Consider the following 18,692-nt stretch of genomic DNA (forward strand, 5'->3'; position numbering starts at 1 on the left):
GGCGCCTTCCTCCTATGCCTATGCGGTCACATCCCTCACAGAATGCAGCTGTTGATGGTGTTCTGAACCGAGGTCCGATACGCCGCATTGCCGTCGAGATAGGCGAATCCCGCCGGCGGGGCCGGGCGATTGCTCTCCGTGGACAGGAAATAGCCAAGCAGATTGCGCAGCGGCGTGGTCTTGGCGGCGTTGTCGTTGCGATAGCCGGCCATGTAGGTGTAGGCCAGGATCGGGTAGGCCACGCCGGCCGGAATGGTGCGGGGATTGACCAGGCGCAGGCAGGTCGGGTTCGGCAGGCCCGTCACGGGCGTCGGCGTATTGCTGGCATTGAGCACCATGCCCGAAAGCGGCGCCGGGATGCTGATCGACGTCGGCAGGCTCGCCGGGCTTGCGTTGTTGACCGTCGGAAATTCCGCACCCTGTTTGTGGACTTCCGGGTAAGCGCCGTAGCCGATCGAGTTGGCGGTGGCGACGGCCTGGGTGACGACGTTCGGATTGCCGGACGCCGCAGTCGACGCCGCGTAGAATGGCGCCACCGAGTTCGGCTGGTTCCCGACCGCGGGCACTGCGGCAGCGAAGCTCTGGTTCGGCGTGAAATAGCCGACCGGAATGCCGAAGTTGCCGTTGCAGGCGTCGGCCAGGTAGCGGGTGAACGCGAAGCTGGTGCCGCTGCCATCGGAGCGGAAGACCACGTGGATCGGCGCGCTGGAACCAGAACCCGGAATCGCCGACCAACTGGTGATCCGGGCCGAGAAGATGGCGCAGACCTGCGCAGTGGTCAGGTTCGGGAAGTTCAACCCTTCATGCCGCGGCAGCGCGATCGCACCGGCCAAGGTCGGGATCTGCCACAGCCCCACCCGTGCCGCGCGCGGACCGCCGGTGAAGCTGGTCGCGTCTGCCTGGGTGATCGGCGAGTCGGTGCCGATGTAGTCGGGCGAGGCCACAAGGCCGCTGAAGCCTGCCGGAAAGGGGCCGTAGTTGTTGTAGTTGTTGCATTCGCCGTTGGCACTGGTTACGGAGCCAACGCCGAGCAGCACCGTCTTGCCGGTGCCGCTGCCGGTCTGGCAATAGGAGATCAGGTTGCTGGTGCCGGCGCTGAAGCGGGCGAACACCGTGTCCGGCGGCGTCAATCCGGCGATCGGCGTGGTCGCGACCGGATTGGTGGTGTTGCGCGACAGCCGTGCGCGTGGAGTGGTGAGCAGGAAGTCGTCGCCGACGTAGGACTGCACGGGGAAGGTGGCGCCGCCGCCGTACAGATCGACGGCGTTGGCGGAACCGGCGGCCGCCATCGCGGCGGCGGCGATGACGAGTGGATGGAAACGCAAGAACGATGTACGGCGCATAACGAATACTCCTTTGCTGGGATCACCACGGCGTGGACAGAAACAACCGCTTCCTGGAATCGTTCGCGGTTGCTTCCCCGCCAAAACCCTTCGGGCGGTATCGCAGCCTGCGCGCGCAATGTTCCCGCACGAGGAACGTGCGGCGTCCATCCGGTGACCCCGCTGTCATCGTTTCGATCCGTTGCTGGCCTTGTACTTCCCCGCCGCCGGGTCGATCCGGTCCAGATGGCGCAGCAACCGCTCCCGGACTGCGTCCGCATTGGCGTGGGCGAACGATTCGATCGCGTCCTTGACGTCCTGCTCGCCGTATCCGCTCATCTCCAGCGTGGCCGCAACCAGTTCGTTGAAGATCGCCACCGTTTCCCGGTCGTGCCAGATCCGGGCCGGGATGAAGTAGCCCATCGGCATGCCGCGGTGCGAGATCACCATGGGCCGCTCGGAGTGGAGCAGGTATTGCTCCAACTTCTTGCGGAACTCGTACACCGTAACGAACGACTCGCTCATGGCCTGCTGTGCCTCCGTGTCTGCATTCGTCCTGGCCCCGAAGAACTCAAACTGTCGTCGTTCCCGCCGCGCGACCTCCCGCCGCAACCGCGTCCTATCGACGGATGGCGTCCGGTGACGTCCGCCCCGAGTTGCCGGACCTGTTTTGCCGGCCGGAGCGCGATGGCGCCCGTCAACATGCAAGCGGACGGCGCCGCCCCGCGGAAGCGCTACTCCAGCGAGTTCCGCTCCGCCGTGGTCAGCCGCCCGCGCTGCGCTTCGTCCAGCGCGCCATTGCCCAGCACCTGGAAGGCGCTGCCGGGATCGTAGCCGGCGCGCGGCGCGGCGGACGCGACGGCACCGGGCAGCGGCGCCGTGCGGCTGCTCGTGCGGTCGCCGAAGCCCAGCACCTCCACACTGATGATCGATGGGCGGGACTGTTGCGTCTGTCGCTGCACCATGTCCTGCGCCGCCTGCACCGCGCTGTTGGCCGCGACGCTCGTCGAGGTCAGCGCGGCCACGTTCACTGCCGCGGTCGCCGGCAGGCCGGTCGCCTCGCCCTGCACCTGGATGTTCTCGGCGTTCACCACCTGCAGCGCGGCCAGGTTGACGTTGCCGGAGACGCGGATGCCCGCCTCGCCGGCGTCGATCGTGCCCAGCGGCGCGATCAGGTCGATGTCGCCCGGCGGTACTTCCGGGATCGGGTCGAGGGTGGCGATACCGGCGCCGGTGCTCGGCACCTGCGGCGACAGGGTCACGTTACCGACGTCGTCGTAGACCCGGCGCGGCGGCGTGTAGACCAGGGTGCTCTTGGCGCCGCGGCCGGCGTTGATGTCGCCCTCCGCCGACCAAGCCAGGATGTCGCCGCCGAAGGTGGTCATGATACGCGACAGCCCGAGCAGGATCGAATCCTTCGAGTACATCTGAATGTCGCCAGATCCTTGCGTGATGACACCCGCCGAGGACGGCGGCACCTGCCCTTCCACGCCGACGACGATCTGGCCGTGGGGCGCCAGTATCTGGATGTCGCCGCCGAACAGCGTGCGCACGCCGGATGCGCCCGTCCACTCGTTGCCGCCATACATGATGATGTCGCCGCCACGAACCACCGGATTGCCGTTCTCGTCGGTCTCCGGGAACAGGGCCGCGATTGCCTCGCGGCCCCGGAGATAGGAGCCGAAGCGGCGGCTGTCGGGGGCGTTGTACTCGCGCCCGCCGGCCCTGAGCTCGGCATAGTAGATCTCGCGCAGGAAGATGCGCTGCTGCTCCGGTGCGAGGCCAGAGAAGAAGGCCTGCGCCTCCCCGACCGCACCGTCAAAGCCGTAGCGCTGCTCCAACCACTGCGCGAGTTCCGACTCGTAGGTCTTGGCGAGCTTGCCCGAGCCGTCGAGCGGCGTTCCGGCCGGCAGGAGATTGGCGGGATCGAGATAACGCATCAGCCCCGCATAGTCCGGCCCCTGCGGCCCGGCACCGGCCTGCATCACGATCGAGGCGCCCGGCCTTTGGTCACCCGGCACTAGTGGGCCGATACTCGTCAGCTTTCCGAGTTGGTTTCCGCCCGGACCAGCCTGATAGAGGTTGCGCCCGGCGCTGACTTCGAGAACGCCGGGCCCCGCAATGTCGAAACTGCCCCAAACGATGTCTCGTCCGGCCTGGATGATCGACACGTCGCGCTCGTCACCATGCAGGATGAGGCCGCTCACGCCAAAGAGGTCCCGGCCGGCCAGCATCCGCACCGGCCTGCTAGCACGGTGGAAAATCAAGCTTTCGCCGCCCACCCCGACGTTCGAAGTCTCGCCCGTTTTGAAATTGATGATGTCGCCGTGCAAGGCGTAAAAGCGCATCGGATCCGCGCCCAGGTCGCCAAGATCGCCGACCGTATCGAGCCCGAAGGTGAAAAGCTCGCCACCGTTGAACCACGGATCGTATCGCCTGTCGTCGGCCCAGTAGTTGGTGGCGTAAAGCGTGCCGGACTGCCCCCCCATAAAATCCGAGAGCGTCCAGGCCGGGCGGAACGGCGTCGCGATATCGTCCGGCGAGCCGCCGGATAAGGTGGCGCTGCCCTGCAGGATCGAATCGCGGGCGAAGTAGTCGAGCCGCGCGCTCGGCGACGGCATCAGGATGATTTCGCCGCCAGCCATGACGATGTCGCCGCCAGCCGCGACAATACCGAGGGCGGACGGCAAGTAGAGAGCCGTAGGGTCCGAACCGCTGCGCGCCAGGGCAACCGATCCGCCGGCCGAGAAAAGGTCGACGGCGGTGCGGCCGGTCCACAGCGTGAACCAGGTGGCGTTTTCTATGGAATCGCTAAGGCCGCCATATTCCGCTGCGGGCGTGGAGCCCGAGGTCGGCACGCGGCCCGGATCGATCACGTTGTTGATGGCGAGATCGCCACCCGTGTTGACCGCAACACGGCTGTCGCCCAGCACCAGCGCCAGACCGCCGCTCGCCACGCGCTGGTAAGGACGCATGGGCTCGGTCGGCCGCGGATCGCCAGGTGGCGGCTGGCCGTAGCCTGCTCCCATCATATGGCCGATGGTGGAGGCAGTGACCGCGATGTCGCCGCGCAGGTTCACGAGCATTCCCGATGCACCGTCGCTGGCCTTGGTCCAGAACGGCGCCGGATTGAGGCGGCCGCCGATGTCGAGGGTCAGGTCGCCGCCACCCGTTTGCCGGAGCACACCATCGGGTCCGACGCGGCCGCTGCCGGCGACTGCGACCACCAGAGTGCTGGATGTCGAAAAAGTATCCCAGGAGGACGTGATCGCGGTGGTGACACCGGCATCGCCGCCGGCCTTGACGGCGACATTGCCGCCGCCGAGCGCACCGATGCCGGAAAAGCCGACAAGCTGCGGCCTCTGGTACAGGGGATCAAAAACATAGGTGCCGAAATTGATGCCCCAGGCGGTCGGCTGGCCGAGCGACTCATTGCCCTGCCGCCACAGCCAATCGCCGGCTTTCGACTTGGCGCTGTCCTCGTCGCCATACTGCTCGTAGCCGGCGATCGAGCCGCCCGCCGCGATGGTGACATCGCCGCCACCTTCCGTGAACCACATGCGTGTGGGGCTGAGCGCCATCTCGTAGTCGGAGTAGCCGCCCAGCGCCGAGCCGAAGACGGTGCCACGCGGCACGCTGTAATCCGCCGTTTCAGCGGTGGGGAGCGCGGTGCCGGCAGTGTAGACACCGAAAAGGGTGTCGTGCCGATAGTCGCCGCCGGCGATAAGGTCGAGATAGCCTGTGCCGGTGCGTACCACGCTGATGGCATCCGCTTCGTCGAGCACCGTCCTGTGCAGATTGTCGAGGACGAGATTGCCGCCGCCGGCGAGAGCGCCGACAGGCGCAACCGTCCGCGTATCGCTCGCCATGAGGTCGGCCCCCGCCACGAGACGCATGGACCAGGACAGCGCGCCGGGCTCCAGCATGGGCGCCACCGCCCACATGCGGCCCGACCCAAAGCCCACAGAAGCATAGGACGGCAAGGGCGTGCCGGCCTCGAAAACCGCACTCCAGGCGGCCAGCGTGGTCCCGGCGGCAACGACTTCGCCCGGCCCGTAATAGATCCCGCTGGTATCGTATATGTAGCCCCAGAAGTCTTGGTAGAAGGGCGTGTTGGGAACGACCCAATCCTCCAGAACGGCCAGGTCCGTTTCCAGCGTCCAATCATCGGGCCGGGTCGTGCCCGCCGGGATGACCACCGTTCCGCCGTCTCCGAAGAAACCGTCGTCCGGCGTGGCGGGCGGCGGCGCAAAACCGTCATTGATGCTGCCCTCGATGTCGATATTGCCGCCGGCACGGATGACGAGGACGCCCGGCTCGCCCAAGCCGCGGATGCCGGAATCGGTATCGGGACCGTAGCGGTAGCCCGACAGGTCGAGATCGCCGCTCGTCGCGAGATCGCCCTCGCTCACGATCTCCACGCCGGGCCGCAAGTGGAAGGCGTCGCCATAGGCTTGCAACCCGGCGAGCCGTGTCTGCAGTGAGCCATTGGCAAGCGCCGCGTCGATGAAGCCTGCGCTGTCGGCATGAATGCCATCCAGATAGGCCTGATCGATGGAACCGTCCGACGGTGTGTAGCTGCGGAAGCCGTTGACGGCGATGCTGGCGGCACCCTGGATGGCCACACCGCTCGCCGCATCGATGGCGATGTCGTTACCGCCCAGACGCGGCGCATTGATCTCGATCTGCCCGCGCGCAGCCCCGTCCGGCGTGCTGAGGTCGATCACCGATCCCGGGGCAAGCGTGACCATGCCTTGCCGTGCCGTCAGCTCCACATGGCCGCGGTTCTTCGCCTCGATCGCCGCACCGTAGGAGTCCGTCTGCAGGACCGTCCCGTGCGCGTCGAGAACGGCATCCGGCGCGAGCGAGAGATCATCGCGCGACGAAAGGCGGATCGCGCCGGGCTTCTCGCCGCTCGCATCGATGCGGCCGGCGACCGTCAGGCTGCCGCCATCGACGGCGATCGTCACGGTTCCGGCCTTCACTTCGTCGCCGACGGCGAGGTCGCCGCTCTTGGTCGTGAAGCTGCGCGCGCCGAGAAAACCGGTCTGCGTCAGCCGATTGTTGAGGCCTACGAAATCGGCGATGGTGTCGGCGGCAAGCGTGAAGCCGCCCATGGCGAAGCCGCCGCTGCTCGTTCCGCTGAGGGTCCCCGCAAGGGTCACCATACCGCCGGCCCCGGTGGCTGAGGCCTCAATCGAGCCGGCGTTGTTGTTCTCGGCCGAGACGTCGATCATCGAGCCCGCCGCCTGGTCGATGCGGCCCGAGCGGCTTTCCATCTCCAGGCTGCCGCCCCAGCTATATTTCGTCTCGTCGAAGAAAGTGATGGCGCGACCGGACAGATCGATCAGCGCCCGGTCGCCGAACGCGATATCGCCGTCGGCCATCAGCACAAGCCGCCCGCTCGGCAGCGCCACGGTCGTGTCGAGCGCGATCCCGGCACCTTCGAGCCGCACCTCGCCGCCGAGTTCGGCGCGCGTCGCAGGATCGGCCGCCTGTCCGGCCGCCACGACCATGACATTCCCGCCCGCGCGGATGTCGATCAAGGCGCCGCTCTCGGCGGTCAGCAACGGCGTGGTGATGGTGAGGTCGCCGCCGGCGTAAGAGCCGGCGTCGGTGCCGCTCGTGTAGACCGACAGGCTGCCGCGGTTGGAGGCCGAGACCTTGTCGGTCGCAACGACGTTCACGGACGAGAAGCCGAGTGCCAACCGCTCCAGCTCGGCATTGTCCTGGCTGCGCGCCATGGGATCGTAGCCGAGAAGGATCTCACGCGCCGCGAGCGTCAACTGGCCGGAGCCGGTGCCCGCACCGCCCGGCAATACCGCCGGCGGCGTCAGACTCCCATATGGCCTCTCGTCGGTGCCGGCACCTGTCGCCACCCCGTTCCAGACAAGCCTGTCGGCCGCGAGCACGGCGGAGGCCCCTTCGGCGCCCCAGCCATAGATGGCCGGCGTGTTGAGGACGAGCGTGGTCCGGGCCGCGTCGTCGGCGCCGTTGCGCGCATCGAGCGCGACGTCGCCGAAGAAATTGATCGATTCGTGCACGGCCAGCGTGAGCTGCTCAAGTGCGGGGAGGTTCGGATCGCTGGGGTCGAGCAGACGGTCGAGTGCCTCCTGCGTGAGCATCCAGCCCGGCGCCAGAATGCCGGCTGCCGCGGCAGCAGCGAGCGAGGTATCGGTGCCGGCGTTCACCACATTGAGACCGAGCGTGAGGTCGCGTGCGTTGAGCACCGCCTGGCCCAATGTCAAATCGCCGTTGGTCAGGAAGCCGATGCTGCCGCGCGTGGTGAGGACTGCGCCGTCTTCGACGACGAGGGACTTCGGGGGCCAACTGGTCTCGTCGGGCTCCGCCGGCAGGAAATTGAGCCGGCCCTCGGCCACGGCGACGACCGAGTTGCCGTTGTTCGCGAAGACGAAGCCGAGGCTCGAATCCGGTACCGGGACCGTGCTGTGCGTCGTGTCCAGAACGGCGCCGCTTTCGACCAGGACGTCGGAGCCGGAGAGGATGATCTGCCCCGCCTCGAGCACGGCACCCTCGCGCACGGCGATGCTTCCTGCGCCGCTGAAGTTGACCTGTGCCTCCGAGCCGGTCTGGGGCTTGTAGAGCCCCCCGATGAGAAGCGTCCCGGCGGAAAAATGCGACAGGTCCTCCGCGTCGAGCGAGACCGTATCCGGCGTCGCCGCAGCGCCGGACGCCTTGATCTCGAGCGAGTCGGCGCTCACGGTCAGGGCTCCGGCATAGCCGCCCTCTTCCGGCGCGAGAAGGGCGCTGCCTTCGAAGGAAAGCACCTCGCCGGTATTCGCGAAACCGAGTGTCAGGAGCTTGCCGTCGGCGGGCAGGCGGCCGCGTGTCGTTCCGAACCTTGCCGCCGTGTCGAGCACGAAGCGGCTATAACTGGCTTCGCTATATTGGGAATAGGTGCGCAGGGCGTTGCCGGCCGTAATCACGGCCCCGGTCGGGACCGCATCGCGAATCGACGTATTGGCGATCCCGAGCGTGGCGCCAGTGAACCAGGAGCCGTTGCCGAGCACCGCGGGCTGGCCGAGCAACGAGGCGTCGCCGAGTTCAACGCGATAGGCGCCGGGCAGGAGCGCATAGGTCGAGGGCAACAATGTGTAAGTGCCCGCCGGAAGGCCCGGGACACCGGAGGGAACGGTGATCTGCTGTCCGATGGCCGGATCGCCCGCGCCGTTGTCGGGCGCGATCGGAGCATAGCCCGAGACGTAGCCGGGGAGGATCGCATAGATCTGATTGCCGGCCGCGCTGAAGCCATAGGCCGGGTTGGAATTGACGAGCGGTGTCCGCAGCACGTCGACCGAGCCGCCACGCCCCGAGATAAAACCTGCCCCGGCGAGGTCGCCGCCACCGCTGAGATCGAGCACCGAGCCGGGCTCTGCGATGAGGCTCATGGACTCGATCGAGATCTCTCCCGGCCCTGGGATCACCCTGCCGGTGCTGCCCTCGTAGGCATCGGAGAGCTGAAGGAGGCTCGTGATATCCACCTCCACCCCGTCATAGAGATAGGTGATCCCGTCGACCGTCCCGCCGTAGGGCAGGAGGAGGCCCGCGGCGCTGACCGAAGTTGCGCTGCCGTCGCGCAGAACCACTTGGCCCGCGCCTCCGGTCCCGGACGTGCTGATGCTGAAGCGCGGGTCGCTTGGCGTGGCCAGGCCCATTTTGCCAAAGTAGATCTTGCCGAGCGGAGCGCGCAGGACACCCCCCTGGTCGATGGTTCCGCCGATCAGGGTCAGCGTGCCGAAGGCCGACGCCGGAAGCGGCGGCAGTGGGCTCCCGTTGCTCCGGATGGTCAACACGCCGTCCGGCGAAGGCACGATGCTGCGCGTCCCCGAGGGATCACTCCCGGCACCGGCGATGATGGTCGTCGCCGCGCTCGTCACAGGATAGAGCTGAGCCGCCGTCAGCGTGAGGTTGCCTGCCGTGACGAGCCCACCATCACGGAAGCGGATGTCGCCGCGGCTCGTCAGTTCAATCTCCGCGAATCCGGGCGCATCGAAGTCGACATAGACCACGGGTTGGCCCGACTGATTGCCGTCAACCATATAGCGGCCCGACACGCCGAACAGAACGGCGTTGCCGATATCGATCAGGTCTGCTTCGGCGGTGAGCCGGCCACCATTGTACGCCGATGGCAACCAGTGCTCGTCGAGCCCCGGATAGATCTTCCCAAACTCGCCTTTGAGCCCGCCCATGCCATCGAGCCGGACATAAGGTGCAGCCAGACGCACCTGCGCGTCCGGTGTTGCGTCGGCAAGGGCGATGACGCCGCGATGCAGCGCGAGGCTCTCGCTGAGCGAGAGCGACACATCGCCGTCGAAGCGGATGACATCCGCGCTCCAGAGCGCCAGGTTGCCGAAGCCGCCGGCGTCGACCTCCTCGGCGCTGATCCACGCTCCCCCGTAGGGAAGCGCCGGATCGTCCGCGCCGGGCGCGAGGCCGCCCGGCAGCTCCGGCGCCTCGCGGCGCTGCGTGACCGTCAGGATGCGTGGCGTCTTTGCGACGTCAGACCCCATGGGGGGCATCAAGGTCGATTCTAGGCCCAGGCTTAATGTGCCGCCCGCGGCCCCGATACCACCGGCCGCCGCACGCATCGTGCCCTCGAAGGCAATGCCCAGCGCGGAGGCGAGCGTGATGGCGCCGCCGCTGCTCGCCACCTCCGTCGTGCCAATCGGCAGGTCGAGGACCGCACTCGTGCCGGAGGCGTCGAGCCGCGCGCCAGGCCGGACGATGACTGGAGAGGAGGTTTCGCTGAACGATGGATTGCTGCCGAAACCAGGTTCCGCGGCGCCGATCGTGATGCTCCCGCCATTGCTCACCCAGCCATAGGTCCGGCCGCTGGCCGTCGTGGCTGTGGCCGCGCGCGCCGCCGCGTCGAGAACGGCATGCTCGCCGATCCAGATCGAGCGGCCGGCGACGTAATGCTCGGTGCTGCCGCCGCGGATCGTGATGGCGCCGGAGCGCGCGTGGAGTTCACCCTCGACCGTGACTTGCCCGGTTCCCGAGAGCGAGATCGAATGGCCGGGATCGACGGTGACGGCCGCGCCGGAGCCGATAGTCAGCGGCGCGTCCAGATTGCCTTCAGCGTGTCCGGCCGAGAAGGAGACGTCGGCGCCTTTGCGCTGAGTGAGCGTCAGCGTGTGATCGTTCTCGATATAGAGCGGCGGCGTCCAGAGCTCCAGCACCGCCTCCGGATCGCTGCCGGTGGGCATGCGCGGCGCTTCGGCGCCCAGCCGGTAGACCGGCATGGTCACATCGATCTGACTGCCGCTTGCGACAAGCATGCCCGTCGCACTCGACACCTCGTAGCGGGAAAAGCCTTTTTGGAAAAGCGTATTCTCCAGCTCCAGCACCGGCCTGATCGTAGCGTCGCGCGGCAGAACCGTGCCCGGCATCAGCATGCCGCCTGCCGCCAATGTGACGGCCTCGGGCGCTGGCGTTCCAGCAGCGTAGTGAGCGTCGACCGGTGTCGGCATCAACGGGAATCCGTCCGGGAAGACATCGGCCGGCACTAACATGTTTGTTAGGAGCACGCCCGAGACAAGGACAGCCCCAGCCGGCACGGTATCGCCACGCGTGTATCGTTCGCCGGTCGATGTATAAATGTAGCGGTCGCCCCCTATGGCTAGGGCAGGAATGACCCAGTCGGCGGCCGTGGTGACTGAACCACTCCAGGTTACCGATGAAGGAACCCTTTCGCCGGGCGGCACAATCGGCGTTTCGATCCGTGTCAGGACCACATCCATCGGAAGCAGTTCACCCGCGGCCACGGTGTAGTCTTCGGCCAGGATCAAACTGACATCGGCCGACTCACCAGCCGCCAGCACACCCTGGGTCTCGGTGGCCTGACCGTCGATCACGATCGAACTTCCGGTTTCGATCCTGAGCGTACCGCCGCCGGTAACGCCGTAGGCACGGATGTCCCCATCGAGCGTCAACAGACCCACACCCGTTCCGGGCCCCATGATGGCGGCGTCGGCGCGGAGTGTGACGTCTCCGCCGCGTCCCCCTTCGAACTCACCACTGGCCGTTATTCTGCCGCCCGATGAGGCGTCGATCAGGCTGCCTTCGGCAAGGGTCACCTCTCCCGAGGAGACCAGGCGAACGTCGCCGCCATCGATGAAGGCCCGCTTGCCGCCGATTGCCCCGTCCTGAAGCTCGTTCACCCACAATCCGCGCACATCGAGCGTGACGCCCTGCGCGACAGTGACGCCGGGAGCGGCATCTGCCGATGTGAGCAGCTCCGTAGAAACGCCGCCCAAACCGGCGGCGGCAAAATGGTTCGTCGCGGTGATGCTCCCGCTGCGGGCGGTGATGTCAGCCTCGATATCGACGATGGGCGCGATCAGCGAGACCGAACCACCGTCTGCCACGGACAGCGGCGCATCGATGGTGATCTTGCCGTCAGTTGCGAAATCGATGCCACCGAGCTTCTGGTCGTTCAGGTAGGTCGCATCGAACCAGGCGGTGCCCATGCGCTCGACGGGCAGCATGTTGTCCGTGGCGAGACCTGCGGTGATGTTCTCGACGTCGCCGATGACGACATCGGTGTTGTAGACACCCTCACGACCGAACGCACCATACTGGCCGAGCGCCACCGTGCCGGCCCTGGCCGCGGTGTTCTGCCCGAGCTTGTAGCCGTCGCTGACGCCGTCGGCGCGGGCGTGGGCCTGCCGCTCGCCGTCGAACACGTCGGCGACGATGGCCCCTTCCAGCACCGCCGTCGGCGCGCTGACGATCAGCCGGCCGGCGTCGCGGCCCACCGTGTAGCCGTTCTCCAGCCGCCGCCGCGGCGCGATGACCGGGCTGAAGAAGGCCTCCTCCACGCCCCAGCGCGCGTGATCCAGCGCGTAGCCGATGTAGGTCCCGGCATACGTCGCGTCGACCGGCCCCTGGCCCAGCGCGTACACCTGCCCGGCGCCGGTCCGCAGCCAGGTCTGGTTGAGGGAGCCGGTCTGCACGTCGAGCGTGCCGCCGGCGATGTTCACCGTGGAGCCGGCCTGGGTCACGACCTCGTGGCCGCCCAGCGTGACGGTGCCGCCCTGCGCGGCCCACGCGCCGATGCCGTGGCCCTGGTTGCCCAGGTAGCCCCCCACCTCCAGCAGGCCGTCGGCGGTGTACCAGCGGTCGGATGCGTAGCCGCCGGTCCCGGCCGGCACGTAGATCAGCTCCCGCGTGTCCACCCAGACATTGCTGTTGAACAGCGCGCCGCTGTCGCGGTTGTGCGGCGAGTCGCGCAGCTCGTTGCCCTGCACGTTGACCCGCACGGCGTTGGACGCCATCGCCACCTGCACGCCCACCGCACCTGCGACGTCGAGCCGCGCGCCGTCGGCGACGAAGGCGCGGTCACCGGCGCTGACCGCGATCTGGCCGCCGGTCGCCAGCGTCAGCGAGTCGCCCGCGAAGGCCACGTCGCCGCCCGAGACGATCTCGATGCGCGACTGGTCGCGCCGGTCCGACAGCCGCGAGTAGTTGTCGAAGACGCCCGCGGCCGCCCCCATCCGCTGCGCGTCCATCGCCGCCGACTCCGCGATCAGCGCGTCGCGCTGGCTGTCCAGCGCGGTGGTCTCGCCGTCGTCCTCGATCAACACCGCCGTGGTGGCGCCCTCGCCCAGCGCGACCCGGCCGGTGGCGTCGCCGGCCGAGTTCAGCAGGTGAATCGTGCCGCGGGTGTTGACCGTGGTCGTCGCCACCGCCACGCCGTCCTGGCGCACGGCGTGGCCGGCCAGGGTGATGTCGCCTTCGCGGGCCTGGATCAGGCCGCTGTTGGTCACGGTGCCGGCGGGGTTGGGCAGCGGCGCGCCCGCGTCGTCGACGCCGTCGGCATTGCGCAGCACCGCCACCTCGTTGCCGCGCGTGGTCGAATGCTGGTTGCCTTCGGTGCCCACGCCCCGGCGGATGACGAAGCCGTCGCCGGCGGCGAGTTGGGTCTGGCCGCGAACGGTCGCGATCTCGCCGGCATTGCCGACCTCGGTGCCCAGCAGCAGCACGTAGCCGCCGCCTTCGGTGACCGACTGCGGTGCATGGGTCCGGATCTGCGCGCCCGCCGCCACCGTGACCGCGCCGCCGGCGTCGGTGAAGCTGGCCGCGCCGTTGGCGCCGTACAGGCCGCTGGCGCTGAACTGGCTGTCGCTCATCTGCGCCGCCGCGGCGACCAGGTTGCGCACGTTGACCTGCGAGGACCCCTCGAACAGCACGCCGTTGCGGTTGAGCAGGAACACCGTGCCATCGGCGTTGATCTGCCCCTGGATCTGCGAGGGCCGCGCGTTCGGGTCGTTGACCCGGTTGAGCAGCGACCAGTCGGCCTGCTGCGCGAAATCCACCGTGGTGTGGCGCCCGACGTTGAACGTCTCCCAGTTCAGGATCGCCCGGTCGCCCGTCTGCTCGATGCTGACCGTGGTCTGGCCGTCGGCCACGGTCTGCGTCGGGTCCTTGGCGTTGTGCCAACCCTTCGTCAGCTCGTTCTCGTCGATCTTCAGGCCGCCTTCGCCCAGGCCGTCAGGGAGGTCCGACGGGCGCACCAGCGCCGCGTCCCGCGCCTGCTGTTGCAGGCGCTGCTGCATCGCGATCGCCTGCGCGGCGGTATTGAGGTTCTCCAGCGAGGTCTGCAGCCGCTCGCGCGCGGCCTGCGACTGCTGCTGCGGACCGGTGAGCGTATGGGCCGGCAGGCCGTTGGGCAGCAGGCCGGTCGCCGCCGCGTTGCCCTGCGCCTCCCCCTTGTTGGCGAACCATGCCGGGCTGAACGCCTGCTGCGCCGATACCGTTCCCGTCACCCCGCCGGCCAGGAGCAGCGCTGCGATGGCGCGCGAAAGCGGGTGCACGGCGGTCCGGAATACCAACCGGGGGGCGCGGAACGAGGGATCGCGGGGGGTGGTCGCATGCATGGACACTTCAGGCTCTCTGCTTGGCGGTGGCAAGGAAGCGGATGTGAGCGGTCGACCGCTCGGCATGCCGCGCAGCACTTACCTTCTTCACGACGCTCGTTGCCGGGCGACCCCGCAAACCCGACGGTCCATTCGCTCCATTCACCATGCGCCGCATTTGCTTCGCCACGACGACTGCAATCCGGTGGGGCATGGCCGCCAGGGCCATGCGGGCGCCCGACAAAGCCACAGCCAAAGCAAATCCCCCTCAATCCCCCTTTTTCAAAGGGGGAAGATAAGCGCCAGGAAATGTGGGGAAACCTCAGTGATGGATCCCTTCTCCCGCTTGCGGGGGAAGGGCGAAACCTGCCCATGCGCGAGCGAGCCTCGCCCGTCAACCCAGCAGTACGATGTCGCCGGGCAGCTTGGTGACGCGGGTGGAAAACGCCTGCTGTATCTGCGCGATCACGAGATCCATGTTCCGGATCGAAAAACGCCCGCTGACGGCCTGCCGCTCGAGATCCCGGTTCATCAGCACGACCCTGCCGCGGCGATACCGGTTGATCTCCGATATCGCTTCCGGCAACGGCGTTTGCCGGAACACGACCACGCCGTCCCGCCAGGCCGAGGCGATCTCCGGATCGAAGGATCGCACCGTTTCCAGGCCGCCGTCGCCGTAGTCGATCCGCTGCCGATCCAGCAAGGTCCAATTGCGGTCGCCGGCGCGCACCTCGATACGGCCCGACAGGCAGGTGACGCAGGTCCGCCCTTCGTCGCTTCTGACTTCGAACCGCGCCGGCAAGGATGCCGTCACGATGCCGTGCTCCGAGGCGACCCGGAATCGGCCGTACGCCATGCCCTGCGCATCGATGGCCGCTTCGCCGGACAGCAGCGTCAGCCCTTCGACCTGGCCGGCATGGCGCAGGAGCGAAACGCTGGTCTGCGTATTCATCGCCAGCACGATGTCGCCCGGCAGCCGCACGCGCCGCTGCTCGCCGGTGGCCGTCCGGTAGTCGGCGCCCCATTCGGACATCGGCGCCCATCGGCCGAGGAGCGGATACTCCGCGATGGCCGCGGCGCCGGCCACGGTCGCGACCGCCATGCCGCCGAGAAACGCACGGCGGCTCATCGCATGCCGGTCGACGGGGTTCGACCCCGGCGCCTGCCGGCACTGTTGCAGCAACATCTCTCCGGCCGGGCCGAAATCCCGCCAGAGTCGCTTGGCGTCCTCGAATGCGGCTCGGTGCGCCGGTCCCTGCCCGCGCCAATGCTGCAGCGCCTCGACGTCGTCCGAAGTCGCCTTCCCGGACGTCAGCAGCCGGATCCAGGCATCGGCTTCACGCCTGAGAGCCGTCTTCTGCGCGTTGTCGTTCGAACCGGAAAATGTCATGCCACAATTCGCCCACCCACCGTGCGGACCGCTCTCGCCGCAATGGCGCGCCGCTCCTGCTCGAGTTCTGAACAAGCCCATCCATGGACTTGTTCAGACATCGCCGGTCCGGCCCATGCCCGGACTGGCTCCCGAGGGTCGAGCACTTGCGTGCTCGACCCTCGGGCAAACCATCCTGGTTTGCGGAACCTCTGAACTTGCGAGGTTCCTCGATCAAGAAGACGGTCCGCCACCCTCGATACCGCAAACAACGCATTAGTCGATCTGCGACTTCAGCGTCCCAGCCGGGCCGCGCAATGCGCCTGCGCCTTTTGCAGTTCGAGCTCGACCAGCCGCAGCGAGATTCCCAGGCGCCTGGCGACCTCGGGCTGCGTAAGCCGTTCGACGCGCACCGCGAGCAGGATACGCCTTCGCCTTTCGGGCAGCTCCTGCATCACCCGCATCAACGCCTGCAGATCGGCTTGCGCACTGGCCGATTCGGCCGGCCCCGGAGCCGGATCCGCCAGCTCCAGAAGGTCGTCGACCTCGTGAATGGCCAGCCGCCGACTTGCGGACCGGTGCAGGTCGACCGAGGCGTTCATCGCCATCCGGAACAGGTAACTCCATGGGCTCGTCACCGTATCGGCGACCCGCCGCGTCGACAAACGCAGCCAGGTCTCCTGGAGCGCATCGGCGGCGATCTCGTCCGACCCCAGGTGCCGGGCGAGGCGCCACTTGAGGTCATGGTATCGGAGCGTCAGGAACTCCTGCAGGACGGCGCTTGCGTTGTCGCTCACGGCTGCGATCGCTCCGTTTCCGGCTGCGGACAGCCCCACTCGTATCCCGACCCGCGCGGCAGGATCAGCATGGTGAAAGGCTGGGCCAGGCTGTCGGGCACCGCGCGCGCCAACTCGATTTCGCGCGTAGCGTCGTAGACCGCGGCATCGACCCGGGGCTCGCCCGTCGACTCCAGGAGCTTCATCCGGTCGAGACGGCCGTCGGCGGCGAGCCAGATCTGAAGTGCGATGCGATGGCCTCCCCCGGCCAGTTCCGCCCGCCGGCAGAAGGCGTCGTTGACCTTCTTCTGGATCGCCCCGTAGTACCAGCGCTCGTCCACGATTGCCCCCGTCTGCCCGGCTTCGGTTGCGGGGGAGTCGCGGACCAGGACCAGCGCGTCGCTCCCTACTCGCCGCACCGCCAATCCGCTGCCTTCCAGGATCCGGGCCATTGCCTCCGCCGGCATGTACCGTCCATCCACGCCCGTGGACGCAATCCCGCTCGTCAGCCTGCTGTCGTAGATCACCGATTGCCCGGTCGTGGTGCTGAACGCCTCGATCGCTCCGTCGAGCGCCTGGGGCTGGATGTCGAAATCGAACCGACCCTCCACCCGCGCAGCCTCGCCACATGAGATCTGGCGTCCAGCGGCTGTTGTCCGGTCCGGACGGACCTGTTCGCCGCTTCCGTCGCAGGCCGAGGCATGCCCCCGCATCACCGGAACGGTTGCCACAGCCATCGCCAATACCCCCGAAAGGGCCATGGCAGGACCGACCGCAACCATTTCGGTTCTCTTGACCTTCTTCGGAGACGGACTTCAGTGCTTGTCCTCGCCAAAGTAGAGCGTCAATGTGACGCTTTGGTGTCTCTTGTCTCTCTCTTTCGGATGTTCCAGGACCTTCACCCGCTTGCGGTTCCCCCTGTTTCCAAGCCGTTGCCGTTCCCCTGCCCCTCAGAGCCGGTCGACGTCCGGTTCGTAGTCCGGATTCGGCTGCAAGGTCAGCTGCAGCACCAGCGGCTGGCGCATGTCCGGCGGCGGCGGCTCGGGCAAGGGATGCGCGCTCAGGATCGCGCGCAGGTCGGCATCGGCCTGCGCGTCGCCCAGGTTGTCGAACTCGCTGCGCTCCACCCAGCCTTCCGGCGAGATCCAGATGCGAACCACCACCGACAGCGGCTCGCCGCTTTGCTCTTGCTGCCTGTTCATCCAGGCATGCATGCGCGTGACCAGATCGCCTGCCCCTTCGCTGAGCTGGGCCTGCAAGGCATTGCCGGTCATCCGCGCATAGACGATCCAATGCTCGGGCACCGCTTCCTGCGCCTGGGCGACCGACAACGCCGCCGCCAGCGCAGTGCCGGCCAGCAGGTGCGTACGGCGCGCGGACATCCGCGCCCAGGCCCGCGCCAGCCAGCCGGGGCGCCGTCCGCCGTCCGCTGCTTCGGCCGCGCCCTGGGACTCCACAGCGTTTTCGATTCCCTGCTCGCGTCTATTTCTCACAGATCACTCCTACCGACAAAGTGGCCGCCCGCGGTGCGCTCGGCTGTTCATGACCCAACTGCGCGCGTTCGCTTTCATCGAACCGGACGGCGTTCTCGCGCAGGAACGACTTGATCGCCTGCGCCGGCACCGCGGCCACTTCGGTGGCGCCCCCGGCGGGCAGCACGCGGTTGGACCCGCGGCTCAGGAAGTGCACGCCGCCGGCGCCGCGCGACACGGACGCGCGCTCCACCACCATCGCCAGCACGCGACCGTCGGCGCCCAGTACGGCACTGCCGCTGGCCCCCGGCCGCACGGGCGACATCATCGCGAACCGGCCCTCCGCAGGGACCGTCACCGCATTGAACATCGCCCGTGCGCGATCCGGCATCGCCTGCAGCGCGCTGTATCCTTCGGCGAAGACCGGCGTGGCCACGGCTCCGTCCGCGGCATCGACCGGGAAAGTCGCCGCCAGCAGCGGCTGCAGGCCGGTCTCCAACACCGCCGCATCCACGTCGTCCGACATCGCCCGCACCCGGACCGGGGCGATCCGGCCGTTCTTCAGCGCGTACAGCCGCTTGCACCCCTCCACCGCGTGCCGGGCCGTGATGACGTCGCCGTCCATGTTGAGGAAGATGCCCGTCGCATGCGCTTCGGGTTCCTGGGCCGGCGCCGCGCACAAGGGCGAAGCGAGGCACAACAGGCCCGCATGGACGGCACGGCGTGCAAGCGCTTTGCCCCGCTTCATCGGTTCGCTGCCCATACGACGGTCCGTACGAAGAACGCGGTCAATCGATCCTGTCCCGGGCACGACCGTCATTGCCGTAAACCGGACGTGCAGGCCGGCGAGCCTGGGATCGGCACCAGGGCAGTCA

Annotated in this window: 8 protein-coding genes; all 8 read right to left on the bottom strand. The window is 67.9% G+C overall.

Annotated features, from left to right (window positions below; genetic code table 11):
- Window positions 1–35 precede the first annotated feature (35 nt).
- The 8 genes from U3649_RS14700 to U3649_RS14735 all read right to left on the bottom strand — a co-directional run bounded on the left by U3649_RS14700 (window position 36) and on the right by U3649_RS14735 (window position 18,580).
- A complete protein-coding gene (locus tag U3649_RS14700; protein ID WP_407352058.1) occupies window positions 36–1,493 on the bottom strand; it encodes a PstS family phosphate ABC transporter substrate-binding protein in 1,458 nt (485 codons plus the stop codon).
- A gap of 15 nt (window positions 1,494–1,508) precedes the next feature.
- Window positions 1,509–1,847 carry a hypothetical protein gene (locus U3649_RS14705; RefSeq protein ID WP_407352059.1) on the bottom strand — a complete coding sequence of 113 codons (339 nt, stop codon included), beginning with the start codon at window positions 1,845–1,847 and terminating at the stop codon, window positions 1,509–1,511.
- A gap of 209 nt (window positions 1,848–2,056) precedes the next feature.
- The gene (locus U3649_RS14710) at window positions 2,057–14,221 is read right to left on the bottom strand and encodes a filamentous haemagglutinin family protein (protein ID WP_407352060.1); all 12,165 of its coding nucleotides are present in this window, start codon (window positions 14,219–14,221) and stop codon (window positions 2,057–2,059) included.
- A gap of 373 nt (window positions 14,222–14,594) precedes the next feature.
- Window positions 14,595–15,671, bottom strand: coding sequence for a FecR family protein (locus U3649_RS14715; protein ID WP_407352061.1), 1,077 nt, complete (start codon window positions 15,669–15,671; stop codon window positions 14,595–14,597).
- Between the two features lie 191 nt (window positions 15,672–15,862).
- Complete coding sequence (locus U3649_RS14720; RefSeq protein ID WP_407352062.1) at window positions 15,863–16,366, bottom strand: RNA polymerase sigma factor; 504 nt, start codon at window positions 16,364–16,366, stop codon at window positions 15,863–15,865.
- Window positions 16,363–17,127, bottom strand: a complete 765-nt coding sequence (locus U3649_RS14725) for a secretin and TonB N-terminal domain-containing protein (protein ID WP_407352063.1) — start codon at window positions 17,125–17,127, stop codon at window positions 16,363–16,365. The genes U3649_RS14720 and U3649_RS14725 overlap by 4 nt, the downstream gene beginning before the upstream one ends.
- A 168-nt stretch (window positions 17,128–17,295) precedes the next feature.
- Window positions 17,296–17,838 carry a TonB C-terminal domain-containing protein gene (locus U3649_RS14730; RefSeq protein ID WP_407352064.1) on the bottom strand — a complete coding sequence of 181 codons (543 nt, stop codon included), beginning with the start codon at window positions 17,836–17,838 and terminating at the stop codon, window positions 17,296–17,298.
- Window positions 17,828–18,580, bottom strand: coding sequence for a serine protease (locus U3649_RS14735; protein WP_407352065.1), 753 nt, complete (start codon window positions 18,578–18,580; stop codon window positions 17,828–17,830). Before U3649_RS14735 ends, U3649_RS14730 begins: the two co-directional genes overlap by 11 nt.
- Window positions 18,581–18,692: the final 112 nt, after the last annotated feature.

It is taken from the genome of Luteimonas sp. R10, from assembly GCF_045689605.1.
Lineage (GTDB): Bacteria > Pseudomonadota > Gammaproteobacteria > Xanthomonadales > Xanthomonadaceae > Luteimonas.

Excerpts from the sequence above, each read along its gene's own strand:
- U3649_RS14705 (WP_407352059.1), bottom strand. The coding sequence starts at position 1,847 with ATGAGCGAGTCGTTCGTTACGGTGTACGAGTTCCGCAAGAAGTTGGAG.
- U3649_RS14710 (WP_407352060.1), bottom strand. The coding sequence starts at position 14,221 with ATGCATGCGACCACCCCCCGCGATCCCTCGTTCCGCGCCCCCCGGTTG.
- U3649_RS14735 (WP_407352065.1), bottom strand. The coding sequence starts at position 18,580 with ATGGGCAGCGAACCGATGAAGCGGGGCAAAGCGCTTGCACGCCGTGCC.
- U3649_RS14725 (WP_407352063.1), bottom strand. The coding sequence starts at position 17,127 with ATGGTTGCGGTCGGTCCTGCCATGGCCCTTTCGGGGGTATTGGCGATG.
- U3649_RS14700 (WP_407352058.1), bottom strand. The coding sequence starts at position 1,493 with ATGGACGCCGCACGTTCCTCGTGCGGGAACATTGCGCGCGCAGGCTGC.
- U3649_RS14715 (WP_407352061.1), bottom strand. The coding sequence starts at position 15,671 with ATGGGCTTGTTCAGAACTCGAGCAGGAGCGGCGCGCCATTGCGGCGAG.